We start from the raw sequence: 18,609 nt of genomic DNA, 5'->3' as shown, positions 1-18,609 counted from the left end.
ACAAAATTCTTTTTAATATTTAATGAACTTCTTTGGGGTCTGAACCCAATAATAATTAACGTTTAGAGAACTGGAATTTCTTACGGGCTTTCTTCTGTCCGAATTTCTTACGCTCTACCATTCTTGGATCTCTGGTCATTAAGCCTTCTGGTTTTAATACCGATCTGTTTTCAGCATCCAATTCTACCATTGCTCTTGACAAAGCAAGACGAATAGCTTCAGCCTGACCGGTAATTCCTCCTCCGTAAACATTCGCTTTGATGTCGAAGTTACCATCATTACCAGTAAGATTTAAGGCCTGATTTACTTTGTACTGGAGTGTACCTGTGGTGAAGTAATCCTTGAGATCTTTTTTGTTAATTGTAAAGTTTCCGCTTCCTTCAGAAACATATACTCTCGCAACCGCTGTTTTTCTACGGCCAATTTTGTGAATAACCTCCATTACTTAAATTCGTTTAAGTTAATAGTTTTAGGTTTTTGCGCGTTGTGATCATGTTCTGATCCAACATAAACCTTTAAATTTCTGAATAGGTCAGCTCCAAGTTTGTTCTTTGGTAACATCCCTTTTACTGCTTTTTCAACAAGGCGTTCTGGGGCTTTGTCGAATAATTCGGCTGCTGTTAAACTTCTTTGTCCCCCTGGGTAACCGGTATGGCGAATATATTCTTTCGCATCCCATTTCTTTCCGGTTAAGTTGATCTTTTCTGCATTGATAACAATTACGTTATCTCCGCAATCAACGTGTGGGGTAAAATCAGGTTTATGCTTACCTCTTAGTAGCTTGGCTACTTTTGAAGATAGGCGACCTAAAGTCTGTCCTTCAGCATCTACAAGAACCCATTCTTTTGAAACGGTAGCCTTGTTTGCCGATACTGTTTTGTAGCTTAATGTGTCCACACTAATTAAATTTACTTATTATTAAACATTCCATTCCCATTCCCCACATGATTCATGGTGGGAAAACGGGGTGCAAATGTACAATTATAAATTCATATAGCAAATAAGTGACTTATTAATTTATTTCTTTGGAAATCCCTGTCTCTCAAGCCATTTTGATAATGTTTGCTTTTTCAAGGATGATATTGATTCCAAGCTATCCTTCACCTAATCATTGGCTGCGATCATTATAATATTTGTCTTTCCATATATGGGGTGAAAACCGATAAAAGGTTTATTAACAACGATTAACGGCATTTTTAATGTTAAAAAAGTCATAAAATTATTTAAATGTTTTTAACTTTGCACCCGAAAAAGAATTAAACCCCCCAATTGCTATGAAGAATATTTTTAATTTAGAAATGAAATTTCTTGTCGCTGTTTTAGTGATATTTTTAGGAAGTTGTGAGCCAAGTAGTGAAGATGTTATGGCTGTGGATATTTCGCAAACCAATCTTACTGTTATAGACCGTGATTCTATGGTAGGTGAGTGGAGATTGACTACCATGCAGGCCGATACCCTTGTAGACCTTGATGATGATGGAATAGGTCACGAGAACATTCTTGAAGAAACCACTTGTTTTGACACCATGGGTGTTACATTTTTTGCTGACGGAACCTTTACCACTGTAAATTCCAAACTCGATTTTAATTATGGGGTAAATGGTGATGAATTCAAATGCCTCTCAGGACGAACCGACCACGGTACCTGGGATGTTGAGAACGATGAGCTTATTCTGAATTTAGAAATTAATGGAGAGGTATATTCCGACAGGAAAATCATCAACAAAGAAGCTGATAGATTTGGTTTTGATGTTTCCAAATTTGAATCCTCTCAATATGTCGATGATCCAGGAGATTCTCATGCCTCACATATACTTGTTCTAGCTGTAGAGTATACCAGGGTCAATTAATATTTAATTAGCGTTAAACTAAAAAAGGAAGCCTCTCATGCGATGGGGCTTCCTTTTTTGCAATACAAAGGTAATAAGTCTGTGTGACAATATATTAGATGCCTAGTATTGATTAAATTTTTGAGTTTTACTTGATATTTAATGTGCTTCCAGCCAATTGTCTCCGGTACCAATCTCAACTTCAAGTGGGACTTCAAGTCGGTAGGCATTTTCCATTTCCTCCTTAATCAGTTTTCTTACTTCATCCAATTCATCTTTATATGCATCAAAAACTAATTCATCGTGCACCTGCAAGAGCATTCTGGTTTTGTAATTAGCTTCATTGAGCTTTCTGTGGATATTGATCATTGCTAGCTTAATAATGTCAGCTGCGCTTCCCTGAATTGGAGCATTAACGGCATTTCTTTCTGCGGCACCGCGAATTACAGCATTCTGGGAATTAATATCTTTTAAATATCGTCGTCGTCCTAATATAGTCTGAACATAGCCGTGCTCCCGGGCAAAGGCAACTTGGTCCCCGATGTAATTGGTAAGTTTTGGATAGGTTTTATAGTAAGTGTCGATAAGTTGTTTGGCTTCACTTCGTGATAAATTGGTCTGATTACTCAAGCCGAAAGCAGAAACTCCATAAACAATTCCGAAGTTCACCGTTTTTGCATTGCTACGTTGCTCCCTGGTGACTTCTTTTAAAGGTATATTAAAGACCTGAGCAGCCGTAGAAGCATGAATATCCTCCCCGTTTTTAAAGGCCCTAATCATATTTTCTTCCTTGCTAAGCGCAGCGATAATCCTTAGTTCTATCTGGGAATAATCGGCAGCAAGTAGAGTGTAATCTTCATTCCTGGGGACAAAAGCCTTTCTTACTTCTCGTCCTCTTTCAGTTCTTATCGGTATATTCTGAAGGTTAGGGTTGTTGGAGCTCAACCTTCCTGTTGCAGCTATGGTTTGTACATAATCCGTATGTACTCTTCCGGTTGACTTTTCGATTTGATTCGGAAGAGCTCTCACATAGGTGTTAAGTAATTTCACCAGTGCTCTATAATCAAGGACATACTGTATGATCTTGTTGTCTTTGGACAGTGTAGATAGTACGTCCTCACTGGTAGAATATTGGCCGGTCTTGGTCTTTTTCGGTTTTTTAACAAGCTCCATTTTTTCAAAAAGGATCAATCCCAGCTGCTTTGGAGAACTTATTTTAAATTCCTCTCCAGCTTCCGCAAAGATCTTTTTTTCTAATTCAGCAATATCATTGAGGAGTGCTTCGGTGAGAGAATTGAGAAATTGTTGATCGAGTTTTATTCCTTCAAGTTCCATATCGGCAAGCACGCTTACCAACGGGATTTCGATTTCATCAAATAATTTTCGAATATTGGCTTCTTTTAATTCCTCCTCAAAGAATTTTTTAAGTTGAAGCGTGATATCGGCATCTTCTACACCATATTCGGTTTGTTGGTCTAAGGGGACTTCCCGCATGGATTTCTGATTTTTCCCTTTTTTGCCGATGAGTTCTGAAATAGGTTGCGGACTGTAATTCAAATATGTTTCCGCAAGGATATCCATATTGTGACGCATATCCGGATTGATAAGATAATGGGCAATCATGGTGTCGAAGAGTTGACCCTTTATCTTGATGCCATACTTTGCCAGAACTTTAATATCGTATTTTAAATTCTGTCCAGTTTTTTCGATGGTTTCATCTTCAAAAAACGGCCTTAACTCCTCAACTAGCGCCTGTGCTTCTTCTCTTTGCTCAGGAAAGGGTAAATAATAACCTTTTCCCGGTTCCCAAGAAAACCCTATTCCAACCAATTCTGCCTCGAGAGGGTTTATGCTCGTTGTTTCAGTATCGAAACATACATTTTTTTGTTTCATCAGGTTTTTAAAAAACAATGCTCTTGCCAATTCCGTTTTCAGACTTTGATAGACGTGAGGAGTGTCTTTTAACGTTTTTCTTCCTGAGGTAGATTCGATTTTATCAGCGGATTCCGCACCAAAAAGGGAGAATTGGCCTTCACCTGCAGTTTTTGCATTCTTTCTTGCGGATGGGGAATTAGTAATCTGGGTTTGGGTGTGTTGTTCTTCTCCACTAAAAAGTTTAATGAATTGATCTTTAAGTCTTCTGAATTCAAGTTCATCAAATATTTCCTGGACCTTTTCTGCATCTGGCATGGAAAGTTCATAATCCTCAGCATGGAATTTGACATCGCAATCGGTTAAAATTGCTGCGAGTCTTTTGGACATTAATCCCTGCTCTTTATGTGCCTCCACCTTTTCCCGCATTTTCCCTTTTAACTTATCGGTATTGGCCAGAAGATTTTCCATACTCCCAAATTCTTTGATAAATTTCTTAGCGGTTTTCTCACCTACTCCTGGTAGTCCGGGGATATTATCAACAGAATCGCCCATCATTCCTAGAAAATCTATAACCTGATTAGGTGTCTCTACCTCAAATTTCTTTTTTACCTCAGGTATTCCCCATATTTCGATGCCGTTTCCCATTCTTGCAGGACGATACATAAAGATATTTTCGGTAACTAGCTGAGCAAAGTCCTTATCCGGAGTTACCATGTAGACATGATAATTTTCTTTTTCGGCCTGTTGGGCTAGAGTTCCTATAATGTCATCTGCCTCGCAACCTGGCAGTACCACTACTGGAATATGCATAGCCTTAAGAATGTCCTGGATTATCGGAATTGCCTCCTTTATGGGCTCAGGAGTGGCATCGCGGTTTGCTTTGTATTCAGCAAACATTTCAGTGCGCACTTCGCTACCCTCCTTATCAAAACAAACGGCCAGATGATCTGGTTTTTCACGTCTTATTACATCAAAAAGAGAATTCATAAAACCCATGATTGCTGAGGTATCAAAACCTTTTGAATTTATCCTTGGGTTTTTAATAAAAGCATAATAACCGCGAAAAATCAGGGCATAAGCATCAACTAGAAAAAGCCGTTTTTTGTTGGACATATAATGGGAATTTATATTTCTTAGAATGTATCAAAACTACAAAGATAAAATCATACCGCTATCGGAGCCAAAGGAAAAATTAAGAACAAGGGCAGGCTTTTTGTAACGGAAAATAGTACAGTAATGTTTTTATGACTTAAACATTAATTAAATCTTCTGTTAACGAATCTTTTAAAGAGAGTGGTTAAGAGTATATTTGCAAAAAATCTGAATATTCAATGCGTTGGCTAATTTTTATTGTTTTCTATCTTATTATTGATGTGTATGCTTTCCAGGTTTTACGGGGTTTCACTCGTAGCAATTGGGTGCTTGGAATTTATATTTTTATTTCAATTGCGGTAGTAGGTAATTTTATCTATCAATGGCTGCAGCCCACGGAAGGTGCTGTGCTTTCTCTCGGGCGGGGTTATGCTTTTGGATTCCTGCTTGCAGTAATGCTAGCTAAATTATTAATGAGCCTTTTCATGTTCGGTGAAGATATTTATAGGCTCGGAGCAGGTACCTTGAATAGGTTTTCATCTGAAGAGGGATTTAACATGCCCTCGAGACGGAAATTTATAGGACAACTGGCCCTTGGGATTGCTGCAATACCATTGGCCTCAGTTTTGTATGGGATGTACCAGGGGCGATATAACTTTAGGGTATTGCGGTATACCCTCTACTTTGAAGACCTTCCGGATGCCTTTGATGGTTATAAACTCAGCCAGATAAGTGATATTCATAGCGGAAGTTTCGATAATAAAAATAAGATTAAATACGGCATAGATCTTTTAAATAAGCAGCAGAGTGATGTGGTGTTGTTTACCGGTGACCTGGTTAATAATGTTGCTGCCGAAATGGATCCCTGGAAAGAAATGTTTTCCTCCATAAAGGCAAAAGATGGTGTTTATTCTGTCCTGGGTAATCACGATTATGGCGATTATAAACAATGGTCTTCAACAGAAGAAAAAGAAGAAAACCTAAATAAATTAAAGAAAACTCATCAGGAAATGGGGTGGAATCTTCTCCTGAATGAGCATCGTTTTATCGAAAAGAATGGAGGCCGGATAGCATTGGTCGGTGTAGAAAACTGGGGAATTGGGGGTTTCAAAAAAGCAGGGGATCTAGATGCTGCTGCGGACGGACTTTCATCGAAGGATTTTAAAGTACTGCTTAGTCATGATCCTTCACATTGGCAGGAAATAGTGAAGATGGATCAGAAGAACTATCATTTAACATTAAGCGGTCATACTCATGGAATGCAGTTTGGAATTGAAATTCCAGGTTGGTTTCGTTGGAGCCCAGTGCAATATCGTTATAAAAACTGGGCGGGGATCTATGAAGAATTTGGCAGGTATATTAATGTGAATCGAGGTTTTGGTTACCTTGCCTTTCCCGGGCGTGTGGGTATATGGCCAGAAATCAGTGTTATTGAGCTTAAAAAGGGTCCTAAACCTGTATAATTACCAGAAATTGCTATATTTGATTAAGCCGATGCTGTACTAACGAAAAATTATACTGATGTCTAAGTTTGGTGAATTAGTAGATCTAAAAATTCCTGTTTTACTGGATTTTTATACTGAAGGTAATCATGCGTCGGAGGCTATGCATCCTGTTTTAAGGGATGTTGCCGGAGCGCTAGGAGATAAGGCGAAAGTAATTAAGATAGATATTGATAAGAACTCCCGGTTAGCAGAAGCATTACGGGTAAAAGCACTTCCTACTTTAATGATCTATAAGGAAGGAGAAATGAAATGGCGTCAAAGTGGAGAACAGGATGCGCCAACGCTAATTGGTTTGCTAAAAGAATATGTTTAAAGGCTTTTGAACTCATAGCCTTTTTTAGAATAATAATCCAAGAGTTTTGGTAAAGTGTATTTTAAGTTTTTCGAAGCTTTATTGCTATCGTGAAAAACAATAATACTTCCTTCTGTGGCATATTTAATCACATTCTCATAGACTGATTCTTTCCTGGTGTTTCGGTTAAAATCCCAGCTGATGACATCCCACATCACAATCTTAAAACCGAGTTTAGAGAGTTTTCTGGCTTGAGAATTCTTTAATTTTCCGAAGGGGGGCCTGAACAATTTTGGCCGTGGATTTTGTGGGTGTTTTTTTTCAAGAAGGGCTTCAGTTAATAATACATTTTGTAAATATTTTGATGTTGGGGTTTTCCAACCATTCAAATGATTAAAACTGTGATTTCCAATTTGATGACCTTTATTGAGCATTTTCTGAAAAAGCTCAGGATTCTTCCTGATGTTCTCACCGATACAGAAAAATGTAGCTTTTGCCTGAAATGCTTCCAACTGATTCAATACCCAAGGTGTAACTTCGGGAATAGGACCATCATCAAAAGTGAAAAAAATACTTTTTTCGGTATTTAACCGTGAAAGCCTTTTTGGATAACACCATCGAAGAATGGAAGGATATTTAACAAGCAACCTCCGCATATTAAAATTAGAAATGTGTACCTAAAATTTTTGAACCTCATAGCTCGGCAAGAAGAGATAAGGTGTCATCGATCTTCAGGTGGTTTAATTATTCAGTAGAATCTAACTTTACCTCTTGGGTCTGCTGGTCTAGTTGCTGCATTGCATCTTGCCTAAGGGCTTCTTCTATCGGAACCTCTTCAGGCTCAATTGTCTCTTCTTCGCCATAGAAATGTCTGAACATTCTGAGATGTTCATTGAATTCATCGGCTTTTTCCTGAATAATCTCTTCATCTTGATTTCTTACCAGTATATCAACCAGGCTTCTATAGCGCTCCATATCAGAGATAATTTCATCTGCATAACGATATTGCCTGTCCACGCCCCAGGTGCTGTACCATTTCAGGTTTTCCTGGTATTTTTTGGCAACCTTCTCCCATATTTCACGGGCTCTTTCTGGCTCACCCACTTTATAATAAGCATCTATATAAGGCTCTACTAAGCTGTAATACCCATAAAATTCAACCGGAGTATGTTCCATAGCCAGGTCTAATATTTCTTTAGCTCGGGCAGTGTCCCCTTCATTAAGAAGATTCTCCACCAGGCGAGCCAGGTTGCTCCTATAAGTAATAGAATTTTTACGGGTTTCTGGATCGTGATAAATATCATCACTGCCCATATTTCCCCAATCCCAGCTCTTCACGATTTCATACATTTTTTCGGTATTCACTCTGCCCATATCATATGGGTTTCTGGGGTCAATAGGTGTTTTTATCGGTACAAGTTTGTAGGCTATTCCCTCGAGTTGAAGATGGTCTTTCATCCAAAGGTAATCATCATCGCCATAGCTTCCACCAGTGAAATATATTGGGCGCTCCCAATTGTTATTTGCGATGATATCCAACATCATCAACCTGTTTTTATATAGGATTTGACTGTCTATTTGCAGATCGATATGATCCACAATTTGATCGGCAAATTTCTCCTGAACAATTCCATTTTTAAGGACTGTTTGTTTGTCTACAGGAATGCGGACATTTTTGGAAGGAAAGGTATTTACAAACTGTCCGCTTTGTAATTCAGCTTTCGTCCTAGGATCGTCATTTTGGATGTAATTTAAGAATGTTTTAAGTGGTAGGGTGTCCTGAGTGATTTCCCTAAAGAAGACCGCATCATTTTTTCCGGTATAATCCTCCGCTTCAAATTGAGAAGGGATCGGATCACTATCAAAAGCCTTTTGCTTCATCTGGTCTATATACCAATCAGTGGCGAACAGACTTGTATTTACCACCCTTACATCGGTTCGATAACGTTCAATTTGCTGGACATACCATAAGGCAAAGGTGTCGTTATCCCCTATGGTAAAAATAATTCCGTTTTGGTCTACTGAGTCCAGATACATTTTAGCCATACTAAGAGTTGTATCCCTTCCACTTCGGTCATGGTCATCCCAATTCTCAGAGGCCAACAGAACGGGAACCCCGAGTAACGAAACCATAATTACCACTGGCGCCACAATCTTTGGTGTAAAGAATTTTTTAGCCCAATCGAATAAGGCATAAACTCCGATACCTATCCAGATCGCAAAAACATAAAATGAACCTACCAGTGCGTAATCTCGTTCTCTTGGTTCAAAGGGTCTTTCGTTGAGGTAAATTTTAAGGGCAATTCCGGTAAAAAGGAAAAATACCAGTAACACCCAGAAATTATTTTTGTCACGTTTAAAATGAAATACCAGTCCGATGAGTCCTAATATGAATGGTAAAAAGTAATAAGTATTCCGGGCTTTATTATTCTTTACATCTGAAGGAAGGTTCTCCTGTGGTCCCAGACGCATTTCATCCAAGAATTTAATTCCACTTAGCCAGTTTCCATGTAAATCATCATACTTTCCCTGAATATCATCCTGGCGTCCTACAAAATTCCACATAAAATATCGCCAGTACATATAACCTATTTGGTATTCCAGTAGATAAGCAATATTGGAGGCAAAGGATGGCTTTTCAACGTTAATATACTCTCCAAACTGTTGTAGAAACCTATGGTAATCCGTATTATCTAGGTTCCCCTGGGCGTATTCATTTTTGAATTCCTGGATTGCCTGTAAAAGTTGTTCTTGCCCCTGGTATTCTCTCTTAACGGTAAATTCCAGTGGACCTGTAAATTCCATGTAATTGGCAGCATGTTCACTGCTCCACATTCTCGGAAGAAATGCCTTATGGCTGTCATCTAAGTTTTGCCGGGCATTTTTATAATCGTTAACAATGACATATTCACCTTTCTCCTCGTCTTTTTCATAATGTGGCTTGCCATCCTTATATGGATTTTCCGGATCTAAACCGCTATACATTTCTGAAAATTGCGGACCATAGAAGAGATGGGTCTCTCCATATTGTTCCCTGTTATAATAGGCTAGTAATTCCCGGGCATTGTCGGGGCTATTTTCGTTGATTACTGTAGGAGCATTTGCCCTAATTGGGAGCATCACCCAACTGGAAAAACCAATCAGAATAAACAATATTGATAAAAAGAGGGTATTTAACTGATAGTAATTCTTTTTTCGAGAATAGTTTATTCCGAAGTAAAATGCGATCACAATTACCAGGAATGCTACAATAGTACCAGTATTAAAGGGTAAGCCGAGGGAATTGGTGAAAAACAATTCTGAAGCCGCAAAGAAAGTAAGGGTGTAGGGTAGAAGTAGTTTAAAAATAAACATCAATACAGCTACTACCACGATATTGGCTATAATAAAATTCTTTACCGTTACCTTTTTGTAGTGTTTAAAAAAATACAGGAAACCAATAGCCGGAATGGTAAGTAACCCTAGAAAATGAACCCCAAAAGAAAGCCCGATAACTAAAGAAATAAGAATAAGCCAGCGGTTTCCACGTGGTTTAAACATATCGCGTTCCCAAAGTAATCCCAGGTAGAAAAGCAAGGCCATAATGCAAGCAGCCATGGCATATACCTCTGCTTCTACTGCACTAAACCAGAAGCTATCGGTAAAAGTGAAGGCCAGTGATCCCACAGCAGCACTTCCCAGGACAGCGATCTTTTTTGCAATATTTAATTTTTCAACTGGTCCTGCTATTTTAAGTACCAGTAGGCTTATTGACCAGAACATAAATAGCACAGCAAATGCACTTGCCGCTCCCGACATAAAATTTACCATCAGGGCCACTTTAGTCTCATCCGGTGCAAACATGGAGAAGAATGCGCCAGTCATCTGATAAAAAGGAGCTCCGGGAGGATGTCCTACTTCCAGATTAGCCGAAGTGGCTATATATTCCCCAGCATCCCAAAAACTGGCCGTTGGTTCTAAGGTTAAGGTATAAGTAGTAAGTGCGATAAAAAATACTAGCCAACCAAATATCTTATTCCACTTTTTAAAGCTAAAATCCCTCATTATTGATTTAAATTGAATCCTGAGTGGCGAATTTAGTAATAATATTGTGAACCCTTAATCAGTAGCGTTTAAAACCCCTTTTAATTTAAAAAGCTTTGAAAATGTGGCCGATAAATTTCTGCTTTATGGCCCATTCTGATTCCCAATAAAAATACTCTTCGAATTTATGGAAAAAAGTTTGTGTAAATAAAAGTTTGTTTTAAATTTGCATCCGCATTTAAGCATTGGCCTATGGTGTAACTGGCAACACGTCTGGTTTTGGTCCAGAAGAGTCTAGGTTCGAGCCCTAGTAGGCCAACAAAAAGAGGAAACCGAATTCTGAAAAGAGTTCGGTTTTTTATTGCATTGAATTGGGATATAGGATTCAGAATTGGGGAGAAAGTTTAAGGTTGTTTTTACCTAAATTTATTATTAATCTTTTACAAAGAGAAAATCATCTTAAACTGGAGCCGAGCTATAAATTCTTCACTTTTTTACTACCCCGTCCGAAAGATTGCGGCTTATTATTAGAATAGAAAACCCGAAACACCCCGGTATCTATTGCATAAAATATTTAACTACTTCAACTCGATTTTGATAAATGCTTTGTAATTTAGTTTCAGCAAATTTTAAATAACAATTGTGGCCAGAGAATTTTTTAATGAAAATCACAACGTTTTTAATACGCTCTTCGAAGCGGCTTCCGAAGGCGTTATCGTTGTCGATAGTAGTCAAATAATAGTGACCGCTAATTTGGCAGCCCTTCAGATGTTCGGATATGAACGCGGGGAGCTGGTTGGCCAACATCTTAATATTTTAATTCCCCCTAACTATAAACCCAACCACTCCAAGCATTTTAAGGATTTTCTATCCCACAGCGAAAAGCGCCAAATGGGACATGGCCGGGAATTATTCGGCATAAGAAAAGATGGTAGCCAGTTTCCTGTAGAGGCCGGTCTAAATCCCTTTCGAATCGATGAAGAAGAATTTGTGATGTCCCTGATTGTGGACATTACCATCCGGAAAGAAAATCAAAAACGCATCCGGGAATTAAATGCAGAACTGGAAGACAAGATAAAAGTTCGAACTAAAGAACTCCGTGAAACAGTAGACAATCTTGAGAAAGAGATTAGTAAAAGAAAAGAGGCCGAAAAAAGGATTAAACTCGCCCTTAAACAGGAAAAGGAACTTAACGAACTTAAAACGAAGTTCCTATCTCTTGTTTCCCATGAATTTAAAACTCCTCTAAGTGGTATACTAACTTCGGCCACACTTGCAGAAAAGTATGTTAAGGGAGACCAGCAGGAAAAACGTGATAAGCATCTTCGAACCATCAAAGATAAAGTGCATTATTTAAATAATATTCTAAATGATTTCCTTTCCCTGGAACGGTTGGAATCGGGGAATGTGAATTATAAATACAGCAGTTTTAGTTTGAATAAGGTCATTAATGATGTGATTTATAACGCCAATGTAACCCTAAAATATGGTCAGGAGATAGAATATCCCCGGGATTTGGATGAGGTTGTCCTTTATCAGGATGAAAAGATCCTGGATCTTGTTTTATCTAATTTGATCGGTAACGCCATAAAATACTCACCTGAAAATTCTACGATCCATTTTAGAATTGAGAATAACGATAATATGGTTATTTTTGAGGTTTCTGATGAAGGAATGGGAATCCCTGAAAAGGATCAAAAACATATTTTCGAACGGTATTTTAGGGCCGAAAATGCCTTGTTAAATCAAGGAACTGGGATTGGGCTCAATATTGTGAAGGTTCACGTAGAGAATATGGGTGGAAAAATTCATTTTAAAAGTGAGGAAAACAAAGGCTCAACTTTTATAGTGCAATTACCGAATTACGAACGTTAAATAGTTTTGCTAATTTTAGTACTATCCTAATGGTACTTGAAATTTATATTGATGAAGAAAATATTGCTTATTGAAGACGACGTTACGGTACGAGAGAATACCGCCGAAATCCTTGAATTATCAGATTTTTCTGTAGTAACTGCTTCAGATGGAAAGCAAGGAGTCACAAAGGCGAAAAGCGAATTACCTGACATTATTGTTTGTGATATTATGATGCCTGAGATGGATGGGTATGATGTATTAACAGCACTATCCAAGACTCCTGAAACTAGTGGTATTCCTTTTATCTTTCTTTCCGCAAAAACAGAGCATAAAGACGTACGCAGAGGAATGGATCTGGGAGCTGATGATTACCTCACAAAACCTTTTGAGGAGTCTGATTTATTGAGTGCCATCGAAAGCCGTTTGGCGAAGGTGGAGATCCTTAAAAGTGATAAAATTGCTCAGGACCCAAAAGAACAACAACATATCCCAAACCTTACCGCCTTTAGGGAGTTGATGAAAACCGGTGAACAGCAAAATTTTAAGGCAGGGGAAAGTGTTTATGAAGAAGGCAAAACTTCGGTGAATTTCTATATGGTAGAGCGCGGTGTTGTAAAAGCTCATAAATTTGATTCCCGTGGCAAGGAAATTATCACACAATTATATAAAGACGGAGATTTCTTTGGGAGTCTTAGTTTTAATACAAGCTCAGCATATAGAGAATTTGCAACCGCTATGGAGGATACCACTCTTTATACTCTTTCCAGAGATCAGTTGAAAGAAATTCTACATGAGAACAGTCGGGTAAGTATGGAGCTTCTTGAGGTGATGAACGAAAATCTCTTTGGAATTAAAGAGCAACTCATTGATATCGCTTATGCATCAGTACGCAGAAAAACCGCCAAAACCATATTGATGTTTGCCAGGGAAATTAAAAAGAATCCCTTACATAGTATCAGAATCTCACGTGCCGACCTCGCGGGCGTAGCGGGTATTGCCTCAGAGACCCTTATCAGAACACTTTCCGACTTTAAAAAAGAAGGCCTTATTGAAATTGAAGGTAGAAATGTGAAGATTATCGATGCAGCTAAACTTGAAAAAATAAGTTGACCAGCTTTTTTAGATATATCTGACTGCCGTCATATTTGGCTGTGGACTTTCTCTATAATTTTACCACAAATTAGAAAAGGAAATCCATGGCCATTAACATTTTAATCTTAACTGATTATTCTGCACATGCTTATAATGCAGCTAAATATGCCCTGAATTTGCCTGGTGTTGCTTCAAATTTTTACATATTACACGCGGGAGATTCAAATAAAGAGGGACTAAATGCTTGCATCGAAAAGCTTCGTCAGGAAGCCACAGCAGACGGCCATAAATTTCATGCAATCCTAAAAAATGATAATTTGATCGATGCTACTCGGAAGGTTGTGGCAGAAAAGGATATTGATCTTATAGTTATGGGCGCGTCGGGCAGAAGTTCCGATCAAATCAAAGGTATTGGGACAAATACATACAATGTTTTGAGAAAGGTGAAGTGTCCCGTACTTACCGTTACGGAAAACCAGGAATTTAAAGCCTGGGAAAACCTGTTCTTCCCTATTGATTATTCCGTGATGTTGCACGGCGATATGCTGGAGGTATTTAAAAAGTTACCGTTGCTTGCAGCCTCTGTATTCAATGTGTGGGAAATAAACGGAAATAAACAAGACCAGAACCAGCTTGGTGTAATTCGGCAGGAATTAAATACCAGGTTGAGTCCAAGAGCTGTAAATTTTAATACTATCGATACAAATTCCCAACTTGGCGGGCAATTCTGGAAGGATGCGAAATCCTCTGCAAATCTGGTGGTGCTTATGGCACGTAACTTGAAGATATCAGATGAATTGTTGTTGCATCCTCCCATTCAGAAAGGGGCCCAGGTCTCAAGGCCGCCAATATTAATCCTTCATGGATAAAAAAGTTTCATTCATTTTAGAATAAAACGAAATTAGCCCCAAAAAACCTGTTCTTAACCGAGCAGGTTTTTTATATTCTGGACCCATATAAAATTTAATCTCTGGACTGAAAGATTTTCAGATAAAGGTGGGTGGACATCTTCCTGGCGTTGTTTTTGGCACGATTAGCCAGTTCGCCTTCAAAAAGTTCATCAATGGTTTCAAACCATAGGTTAAGCCATACTCCAAAATGTTCGGAGTGGATCTCGTTTTTATTATCCTGGTCTACCTTTATATGGACTTTCTGTGGGTTGCCGCGGTATATTCCTTTAAAGAAAAGATTGCTTTCCCAAAAATCTGTCAATTTTTCCAGGTGTTTTTCCCAATCCTCTATTGTATCATTGAAGAAATAACCAATTTCCGGGTTCTTCCGTACCTTGGAATAAAACCGGGAAATGAGAGTGAAAACATCTTCCCGATTTTGAATGTCATCCTTCATTTGCTTAGATAATATTTATTAGAATAAAGCTTATTGAGACGGCTAAGCTAAGCAATAATGCATTAAATAAAATTTTTGGTTTAAACTGCGCCAGAATAGCAGCGTTGAAGCCCATGCAAACGCTTACTACCACAAAGAGCTGTAACATATCCCAAAATCCGTGGCCCTGCATTAAAATGAGCATGGCTGCCACTGATCCCAGACAACTGGAAGCTATTATTCCTATGGTGGAATAGCCCAACGGAGTTTCTTCAAAATCTGCAAGCAGGGAGCTGTAAAGTTTCATTATAGTGATTTTTTAGATTAGGGTTAAATTTACCCTGCTTACTCCCGGATATATATGACTCAAATCATAAAGAAAAAAGGCAAAGCCGGAAAGAAGGTTTCCAGACTGGGACGGCTCAATTACTGAGTTTTCTAATTTTTAAACCTTAAAAATGTTTCCTTTTCCAGTGCCTCCCTGTGATCGGGGTGAGCTATGGAAATTAATGCTTTAGCCCGTTGCTTTAGGTTTTTACCGTAAAGATCTACCACTCCGTATTCGGTGGCGATATAATGTACGTGCGCCCGGGTTGTAGTTACTCCTGCTCCCTCTTTTAAATAAGGAACAATCTTTGAAATTCCTTTTGCAGTAACCGACGGCATGGCAATAATTGGTTTTCCACCTTCGGAAAGTGAAGCTCCTCGAATAAAATCCATTTGTCCTCCAACCCCTGAGTATTGATATTTTCCTATGGTGTCTGCACAGACCTGTCCTGTAAGATCAATTTCAAGAGCGCTGTTTATTGCCGTTACCTTTGGATTTTGGCGAATGATGGCAGTATCATTTGTATACCCCGCTTCCTTAAAATGGACTATTGGATTATCGTCAATGAAATCATAAAGTTTTTGCGATCCCAAAGCGAAGCAGGTTACCAGTTTACCGGTTTTAATCTCCTTCATCTCACCGGTAATCACACCTGACGCTACTAATGGAAGGATCCCATCCGAAAACATCTCGGTATGTATTCCAAGGCGTTTGTGATTTCTGAGATTTCTTAAAACCACATTAGGAATCCCGCCGATACCCATCTGGAGGGTTGCTCCATCTTCAATAAGACCGGCAACATGTATTCCTATTTTAGTCTCAATTTCGGATGGTTCGTGGATATTCAAAGCAAATATCGGGTGATCAACTTCACAGGCGGCAGCGATACGACTGATATGAATATTGCCATCCCCGTGGCTTCTCGGGACCTGTGGATTGATTTGCGCAATCACCTTCTTTGCTGTTTGAATCGCAGGCAGGGTAATATCTACGGAAACACCTAATGAGCAATACCCGTGTTTATCAGGTGGAGAAACCTGAATGAAAGCAACATCAAGGGGGAGAATATTCCTTCTGAAAAGCAAGTGCATTTCACTAAGAAAAATGGGAATATAAGCCCCAATAGAAGAATTAACAGCCTCTCTTACGTTACCGGCTACAAAACAACTATTGGTGATAAAGGAATTGCTATATGGTTTTTGAGTGTACTTAGCGGTTCCTTCAGTATGAATTTGTATGATTTCAACCTCATTTAATTCCTTGTATCTTTCGCTTAAGGCATCGATTAAGGTGTTGGGGGTCATTGCAGCACCCTGGAAAAAGACACGATTACCAGATTTCACTACCGAAACGGCCTCGGCCGGAGAAACAATTTTGAGGTTGGTCATTCCTTAATCTTTTATGCTTTTATATTGAGTTTGAAATTAATGCTTATCTCCTCTTCGATTACTATAAGCCCAAAAATTTTACTTGGAGCTTCCAGGTCAAAATCTTTGATATTTAAGGCCAGTTTTCCTTCAAAACATAGCTGATCCTCACCGGTTACCTTAATCGGGAAACGATAATTCTTATCTTTTCCAGCAATTTCAAAATTTAAGGTTACATGAGCATTTTGTTGGTCCGACATTTCTATTTGCTGGATTTTAAGCAGGATTTCAGGATGTTTCTCGGTTTTTAGTAGTTCCCTGAAGTCTTTATTAATTCTTCTGTTTCCACAGTCAAAGTTCGTATTCTCTAATGGGAGTATGCTGTTTCTAAAATCCAGCACATTACCTTTTTCCGAAAAATTAACAGTGATACTCTGGTTCTCAAAACAGACTGTATTGAATTCGCATTCAAACTGACTAATATTGGTGTTCCCCGAAATGCTTAAACTGCTCTCAGGCAGGATTTCTATTTCACGGGTTTCCACACTGGGTTGAGCAATACCTGCCAAACTTGAAATCAGAAGACTAAATAATAACAGGTAGGTTTTCATTTTTTCTTTTTTAGCGATTTTTATTAAAGTCGATATCATTAAAATATAGCGAATTCCTTGCCAAAATGATATAAAAAACCCCGGGATAACCTTTTAAAGGTTAAGCCCGGGGCAACTTTCAATTTAGAAACTAATTACTGCTTCAAGGTTGAAGCCGTTGAATTGTGCTTCGTCATAGAGGGTTCCGGCAGGATAGTCATTATACTGCTGGTTCACGTATTCAATTTTTGCAAGAACGTTCTTGGTCAAAAACCATCCACCTCCTACGTTGAAACGGTTGACAGAAACATCCTCATTGCTTGCCGTATTGTAGCGAGTACCAATGTAGAAGTCTTCATCCTGACCAAAGCGGTAGATAAGCTCACCTGCATATTGATTCCAATCATCATTTTCAGTTGATGCATTTTCATAGATTCCAAAGAACTCAAGGCCGCCTACTTTGATGAATGGGTTGATCATGAAAGAAGTAAGTTCTTCTCCAGTGGCAGGGTTAATTCTACCAGCTCTGAAATCACCTTCAATTACATTGTAGTATCTTGTTCCTGCACGGTCACCACTGTAAAGGTATTGTGTAGCTCCTCTTGAACCCACAGGTCTGAATCCAGAGTGAAATACAGATCCTGTTAATCTAAATCTGAAATCTTCACTTATTTGCTTGTCATAACCAAATTTGGCAAGGTAAGAAGGATCTCTATCTGTCTTTTTGGAACTTTGGTTAATTGTACTGTTAGTAAAACCTGCCATTGCTAACCAGGGCCCGTTGAAATAGTAAACCTCTGCACCAACTTCAGTAGTAAAACTATCCATTAAATAGTTACCTACGAATGGATTGTAAAGGGCCATTGCGTTGTCGGATCTTCTAAAGTGAGCGTCACCATAGTTATTCTCCATGTGACCAATTTTCACTCTCCAATTATCCATAACGCCTGCCAGGTCTTCGCTGATCCATTCAAGACCATCGATTTGGATGTACCCACCCTTAACATAGGCTTCATTGTGGTGTAAAGAAGAAAGATACGTCCTTAAGTGCATTCTCATTCCCGGAGCTAAAAGAACATCAAGATCAAGGTTGGCGGTAGCAAGGTTGAAATTAGTTCCAAGTTCAGCAAGATCGTCCTCCTCCCCTGAAGAATTTTCCTGACGTAGTCCTTGTAATTGTATTGTGGAAGCACCTCCAACTCTAACCTGTACACCGTCAAAGTATGTCTCAGTGTCTTTTGGTGCTTCAAAATCATTGATTCCACGCTGATCTACTTCCCTGAAGTTTGGTAGATCTCTATCCCAAATCGTTTTGTTTTGTTCTTCTACCTCTACCTCCTGTGACTGAGCTTGAAAGCCTACTGCCATCAAGAGTGCGATACCTGAATATTTAATTAAATTTTTCATTTTTTTAATTGTTTAAAATGTTTAAT

Annotated in this window: 16 protein-coding genes and 1 tRNA gene; 7 read left to right on the top strand and 10 right to left on the bottom strand. The window is 38.7% G+C overall.

What is annotated here, in order from left to right; genetic code table 11:
• Window positions 1–55 precede the first annotated feature (55 nt).
• Window positions 56–442, bottom strand: coding sequence for a 30S ribosomal protein S9 (gene rpsI / locus ACW6NC_RS13990; RefSeq protein WP_457866925.1), 387 nt, complete (start codon window positions 440–442; stop codon window positions 56–58).
• Window positions 442–897, bottom strand: a complete 456-nt coding sequence (gene rplM / locus ACW6NC_RS13985; protein ID WP_093409013.1) for a 50S ribosomal protein L13 — start codon at window positions 895–897, stop codon at window positions 442–444. Before rplM ends, rpsI begins: the two co-directional genes overlap by 1 nt.
• A 377-nt stretch (window positions 898–1,274) precedes the next feature.
• Between rplM and ACW6NC_RS13980 the strand changes: the two genes are divergently transcribed.
• Window positions 1,275–1,850, top strand: coding sequence for a DUF5004 domain-containing protein (locus tag ACW6NC_RS13980; protein ID WP_457866922.1), 576 nt, complete (start codon window positions 1,275–1,277; stop codon window positions 1,848–1,850).
• Between the two features lie 138 nt (window positions 1,851–1,988).
• On the opposite strand, the gene polA is transcribed toward ACW6NC_RS13980, so the two are convergent.
• The gene (gene polA / locus ACW6NC_RS13975) at window positions 1,989–4,817 is read right to left on the bottom strand and encodes a DNA polymerase I (protein WP_457866921.1); all 2,829 of its coding nucleotides are present in this window, start codon (window positions 4,815–4,817) and stop codon (window positions 1,989–1,991) included.
• A 218-nt stretch (window positions 4,818–5,035) separates the two neighbouring features.
• On the opposite strand from polA, the gene ACW6NC_RS13970 reads away from it, so the two are divergent.
• The gene (locus tag ACW6NC_RS13970; RefSeq protein ID WP_457866919.1) at window positions 5,036–6,259 is read left to right on the top strand and encodes a metallophosphoesterase; all 1,224 of its coding nucleotides are present in this window, start codon (window positions 5,036–5,038) and stop codon (window positions 6,257–6,259) included.
• Window positions 6,260–6,317: 58 nt separating this feature from the next.
• On the top strand, window positions 6,318–6,614 hold the full coding sequence (locus tag ACW6NC_RS13965; RefSeq protein ID WP_457866917.1) for a thioredoxin family protein: 297 nt from the start codon (window positions 6,318–6,320) through the stop codon (window positions 6,612–6,614).
• On the opposite strand, the gene ACW6NC_RS13960 is transcribed toward ACW6NC_RS13965, so the two are convergent.
• Both ACW6NC_RS13960 and ACW6NC_RS13955 read right to left on the bottom strand, forming a co-directional pair.
• Window positions 6,611–7,249, bottom strand: a complete 639-nt coding sequence (locus tag ACW6NC_RS13960; protein ID WP_457866915.1) for a polysaccharide deacetylase family protein — start codon at window positions 7,247–7,249, stop codon at window positions 6,611–6,613. The genes ACW6NC_RS13965 and ACW6NC_RS13960 overlap by 4 nt on opposite strands.
• An 88-nt stretch (window positions 7,250–7,337) precedes the next feature.
• On the bottom strand, window positions 7,338–10,637 hold the full coding sequence (locus ACW6NC_RS13955) for a protein O-mannosyl-transferase family (RefSeq protein WP_457866913.1): 3,300 nt from the start codon (window positions 10,635–10,637) through the stop codon (window positions 7,338–7,340).
• A 225-nt stretch (window positions 10,638–10,862) separates the two neighbouring features.
• Between ACW6NC_RS13955 and ACW6NC_RS13950 the strand changes: the two genes are divergently transcribed.
• The 4 genes from ACW6NC_RS13950 (at window position 10,863) to ACW6NC_RS13935 (ending at window position 14,434) form a co-directional block, all read left to right on the top strand.
• A tRNA-Gln gene (locus tag ACW6NC_RS13950) sits at window positions 10,863–10,935 on the top strand.
• 323 nt (window positions 10,936–11,258) lie between these two features.
• Window positions 11,259–12,491: a PAS domain-containing sensor histidine kinase gene (locus tag ACW6NC_RS13945; protein WP_457866911.1), complete on the top strand. Its 1,233-nt coding sequence runs from the start codon at window positions 11,259–11,261 to the stop codon at window positions 12,489–12,491.
• Between the two features lie 51 nt (window positions 12,492–12,542).
• Window positions 12,543–13,583: a response regulator gene (locus ACW6NC_RS13940; protein WP_457866910.1), complete on the top strand. Its 1,041-nt coding sequence runs from the start codon at window positions 12,543–12,545 to the stop codon at window positions 13,581–13,583.
• 86 nt (window positions 13,584–13,669) lie between these two features.
• Window positions 13,670–14,434, top strand: a complete 765-nt coding sequence (locus tag ACW6NC_RS13935; protein ID WP_457866909.1) for a universal stress protein — start codon at window positions 13,670–13,672, stop codon at window positions 14,432–14,434.
• A gap of 94 nt (window positions 14,435–14,528) precedes the next feature.
• Here the strand turns inward: ACW6NC_RS13935 and ACW6NC_RS13930 are convergent, their stop codons facing one another.
• The 5 genes from ACW6NC_RS13930 to ACW6NC_RS13910 all read right to left on the bottom strand — a co-directional run bounded on the left by ACW6NC_RS13930 (window position 14,529) and on the right by ACW6NC_RS13910 (window position 18,544).
• The gene (locus ACW6NC_RS13930) at window positions 14,529–14,912 is read right to left on the bottom strand and encodes a group III truncated hemoglobin (protein WP_457866908.1); all 384 of its coding nucleotides are present in this window, start codon (window positions 14,910–14,912) and stop codon (window positions 14,529–14,531) included.
• Between the two features lie 4 nt (window positions 14,913–14,916).
• A complete protein-coding gene (locus tag ACW6NC_RS13925; RefSeq protein ID WP_457866906.1) occupies window positions 14,917–15,198 on the bottom strand; it encodes a hypothetical protein in 282 nt (93 codons plus the stop codon).
• A gap of 131 nt (window positions 15,199–15,329) precedes the next feature.
• Complete coding sequence (locus ACW6NC_RS13920) at window positions 15,330–16,607, bottom strand: acetyl-CoA hydrolase/transferase family protein (protein WP_457866904.1); 1,278 nt, start codon at window positions 16,605–16,607, stop codon at window positions 15,330–15,332.
• An 11-nt stretch (window positions 16,608–16,618) separates the two neighbouring features.
• Window positions 16,619–17,197, bottom strand: a complete 579-nt coding sequence (locus tag ACW6NC_RS13915; protein ID WP_457866902.1) for a YceI family protein — start codon at window positions 17,195–17,197, stop codon at window positions 16,619–16,621.
• A 123-nt stretch (window positions 17,198–17,320) separates the two neighbouring features.
• Window positions 17,321–18,544, bottom strand: coding sequence for a hypothetical protein (locus ACW6NC_RS13910; protein WP_457866901.1), 1,224 nt, complete (start codon window positions 18,542–18,544; stop codon window positions 17,321–17,323).
• Window positions 18,545–18,609 lie beyond the last annotated feature (65 nt).

The organism is Salegentibacter profundi (assembly GCF_054121475.1).
This window is presented reverse-complemented; position numbering and strand designations above follow the sequence as displayed.

Bases quoted from the DNA above. Each gene is read 5' to 3' on its own strand.
- rpsI (WP_457866925.1), bottom strand. From the start codon at position 442: ATGGAGGTTATTCACAAAATTGGCCGTAGAAAAACAGCGGTTGCGAGA.
- ACW6NC_RS13980 (WP_457866922.1), top strand. From the start codon at position 1,275: ATGAAGAATATTTTTAATTTAGAAATGAAATTTCTTGTCGCTGTTTTA.
- polA (WP_457866921.1), bottom strand. From the start codon at position 4,817: ATGTCCAACAAAAAACGGCTTTTTCTAGTTGATGCTTATGCCCTGATT.
- ACW6NC_RS13970 (WP_457866919.1), top strand. From the start codon at position 5,036: ATGCGTTGGCTAATTTTTATTGTTTTCTATCTTATTATTGATGTGTAT.
- ACW6NC_RS13965 (WP_457866917.1), top strand. From the start codon at position 6,318: ATGTCTAAGTTTGGTGAATTAGTAGATCTAAAAATTCCTGTTTTACTG.
- ACW6NC_RS13960 (WP_457866915.1), bottom strand. From the start codon at position 7,249: ATGCGGAGGTTGCTTGTTAAATATCCTTCCATTCTTCGATGGTGTTAT.
- ACW6NC_RS13955 (WP_457866913.1), bottom strand. From the start codon at position 10,637: ATGAGGGATTTTAGCTTTAAAAAGTGGAATAAGATATTTGGTTGGCTA.
- ACW6NC_RS13940 (WP_457866910.1), top strand. From the start codon at position 12,543: ATGAAGAAAATATTGCTTATTGAAGACGACGTTACGGTACGAGAGAAT.
- ACW6NC_RS13935 (WP_457866909.1), top strand. From the start codon at position 13,670: ATGGCCATTAACATTTTAATCTTAACTGATTATTCTGCACATGCTTAT.
- ACW6NC_RS13930 (WP_457866908.1), bottom strand. From the start codon at position 14,912: ATGAAGGATGACATTCAAAATCGGGAAGATGTTTTCACTCTCATTTCC.
- ACW6NC_RS13925 (WP_457866906.1), bottom strand. From the start codon at position 15,198: ATGAAACTTTACAGCTCCCTGCTTGCAGATTTTGAAGAAACTCCGTTG.
- ACW6NC_RS13920 (WP_457866904.1), bottom strand. From the start codon at position 16,607: ATGACCAACCTCAAAATTGTTTCTCCGGCCGAGGCCGTTTCGGTAGTG.
- ACW6NC_RS13915 (WP_457866902.1), bottom strand. From the start codon at position 17,197: ATGAAAACCTACCTGTTATTATTTAGTCTTCTGATTTCAAGTTTGGCA.
- ACW6NC_RS13910 (WP_457866901.1), bottom strand. From the start codon at position 18,544: ATGGCAGTAGGCTTTCAAGCTCAGTCACAGGAGGTAGAGGTAGAAGAA.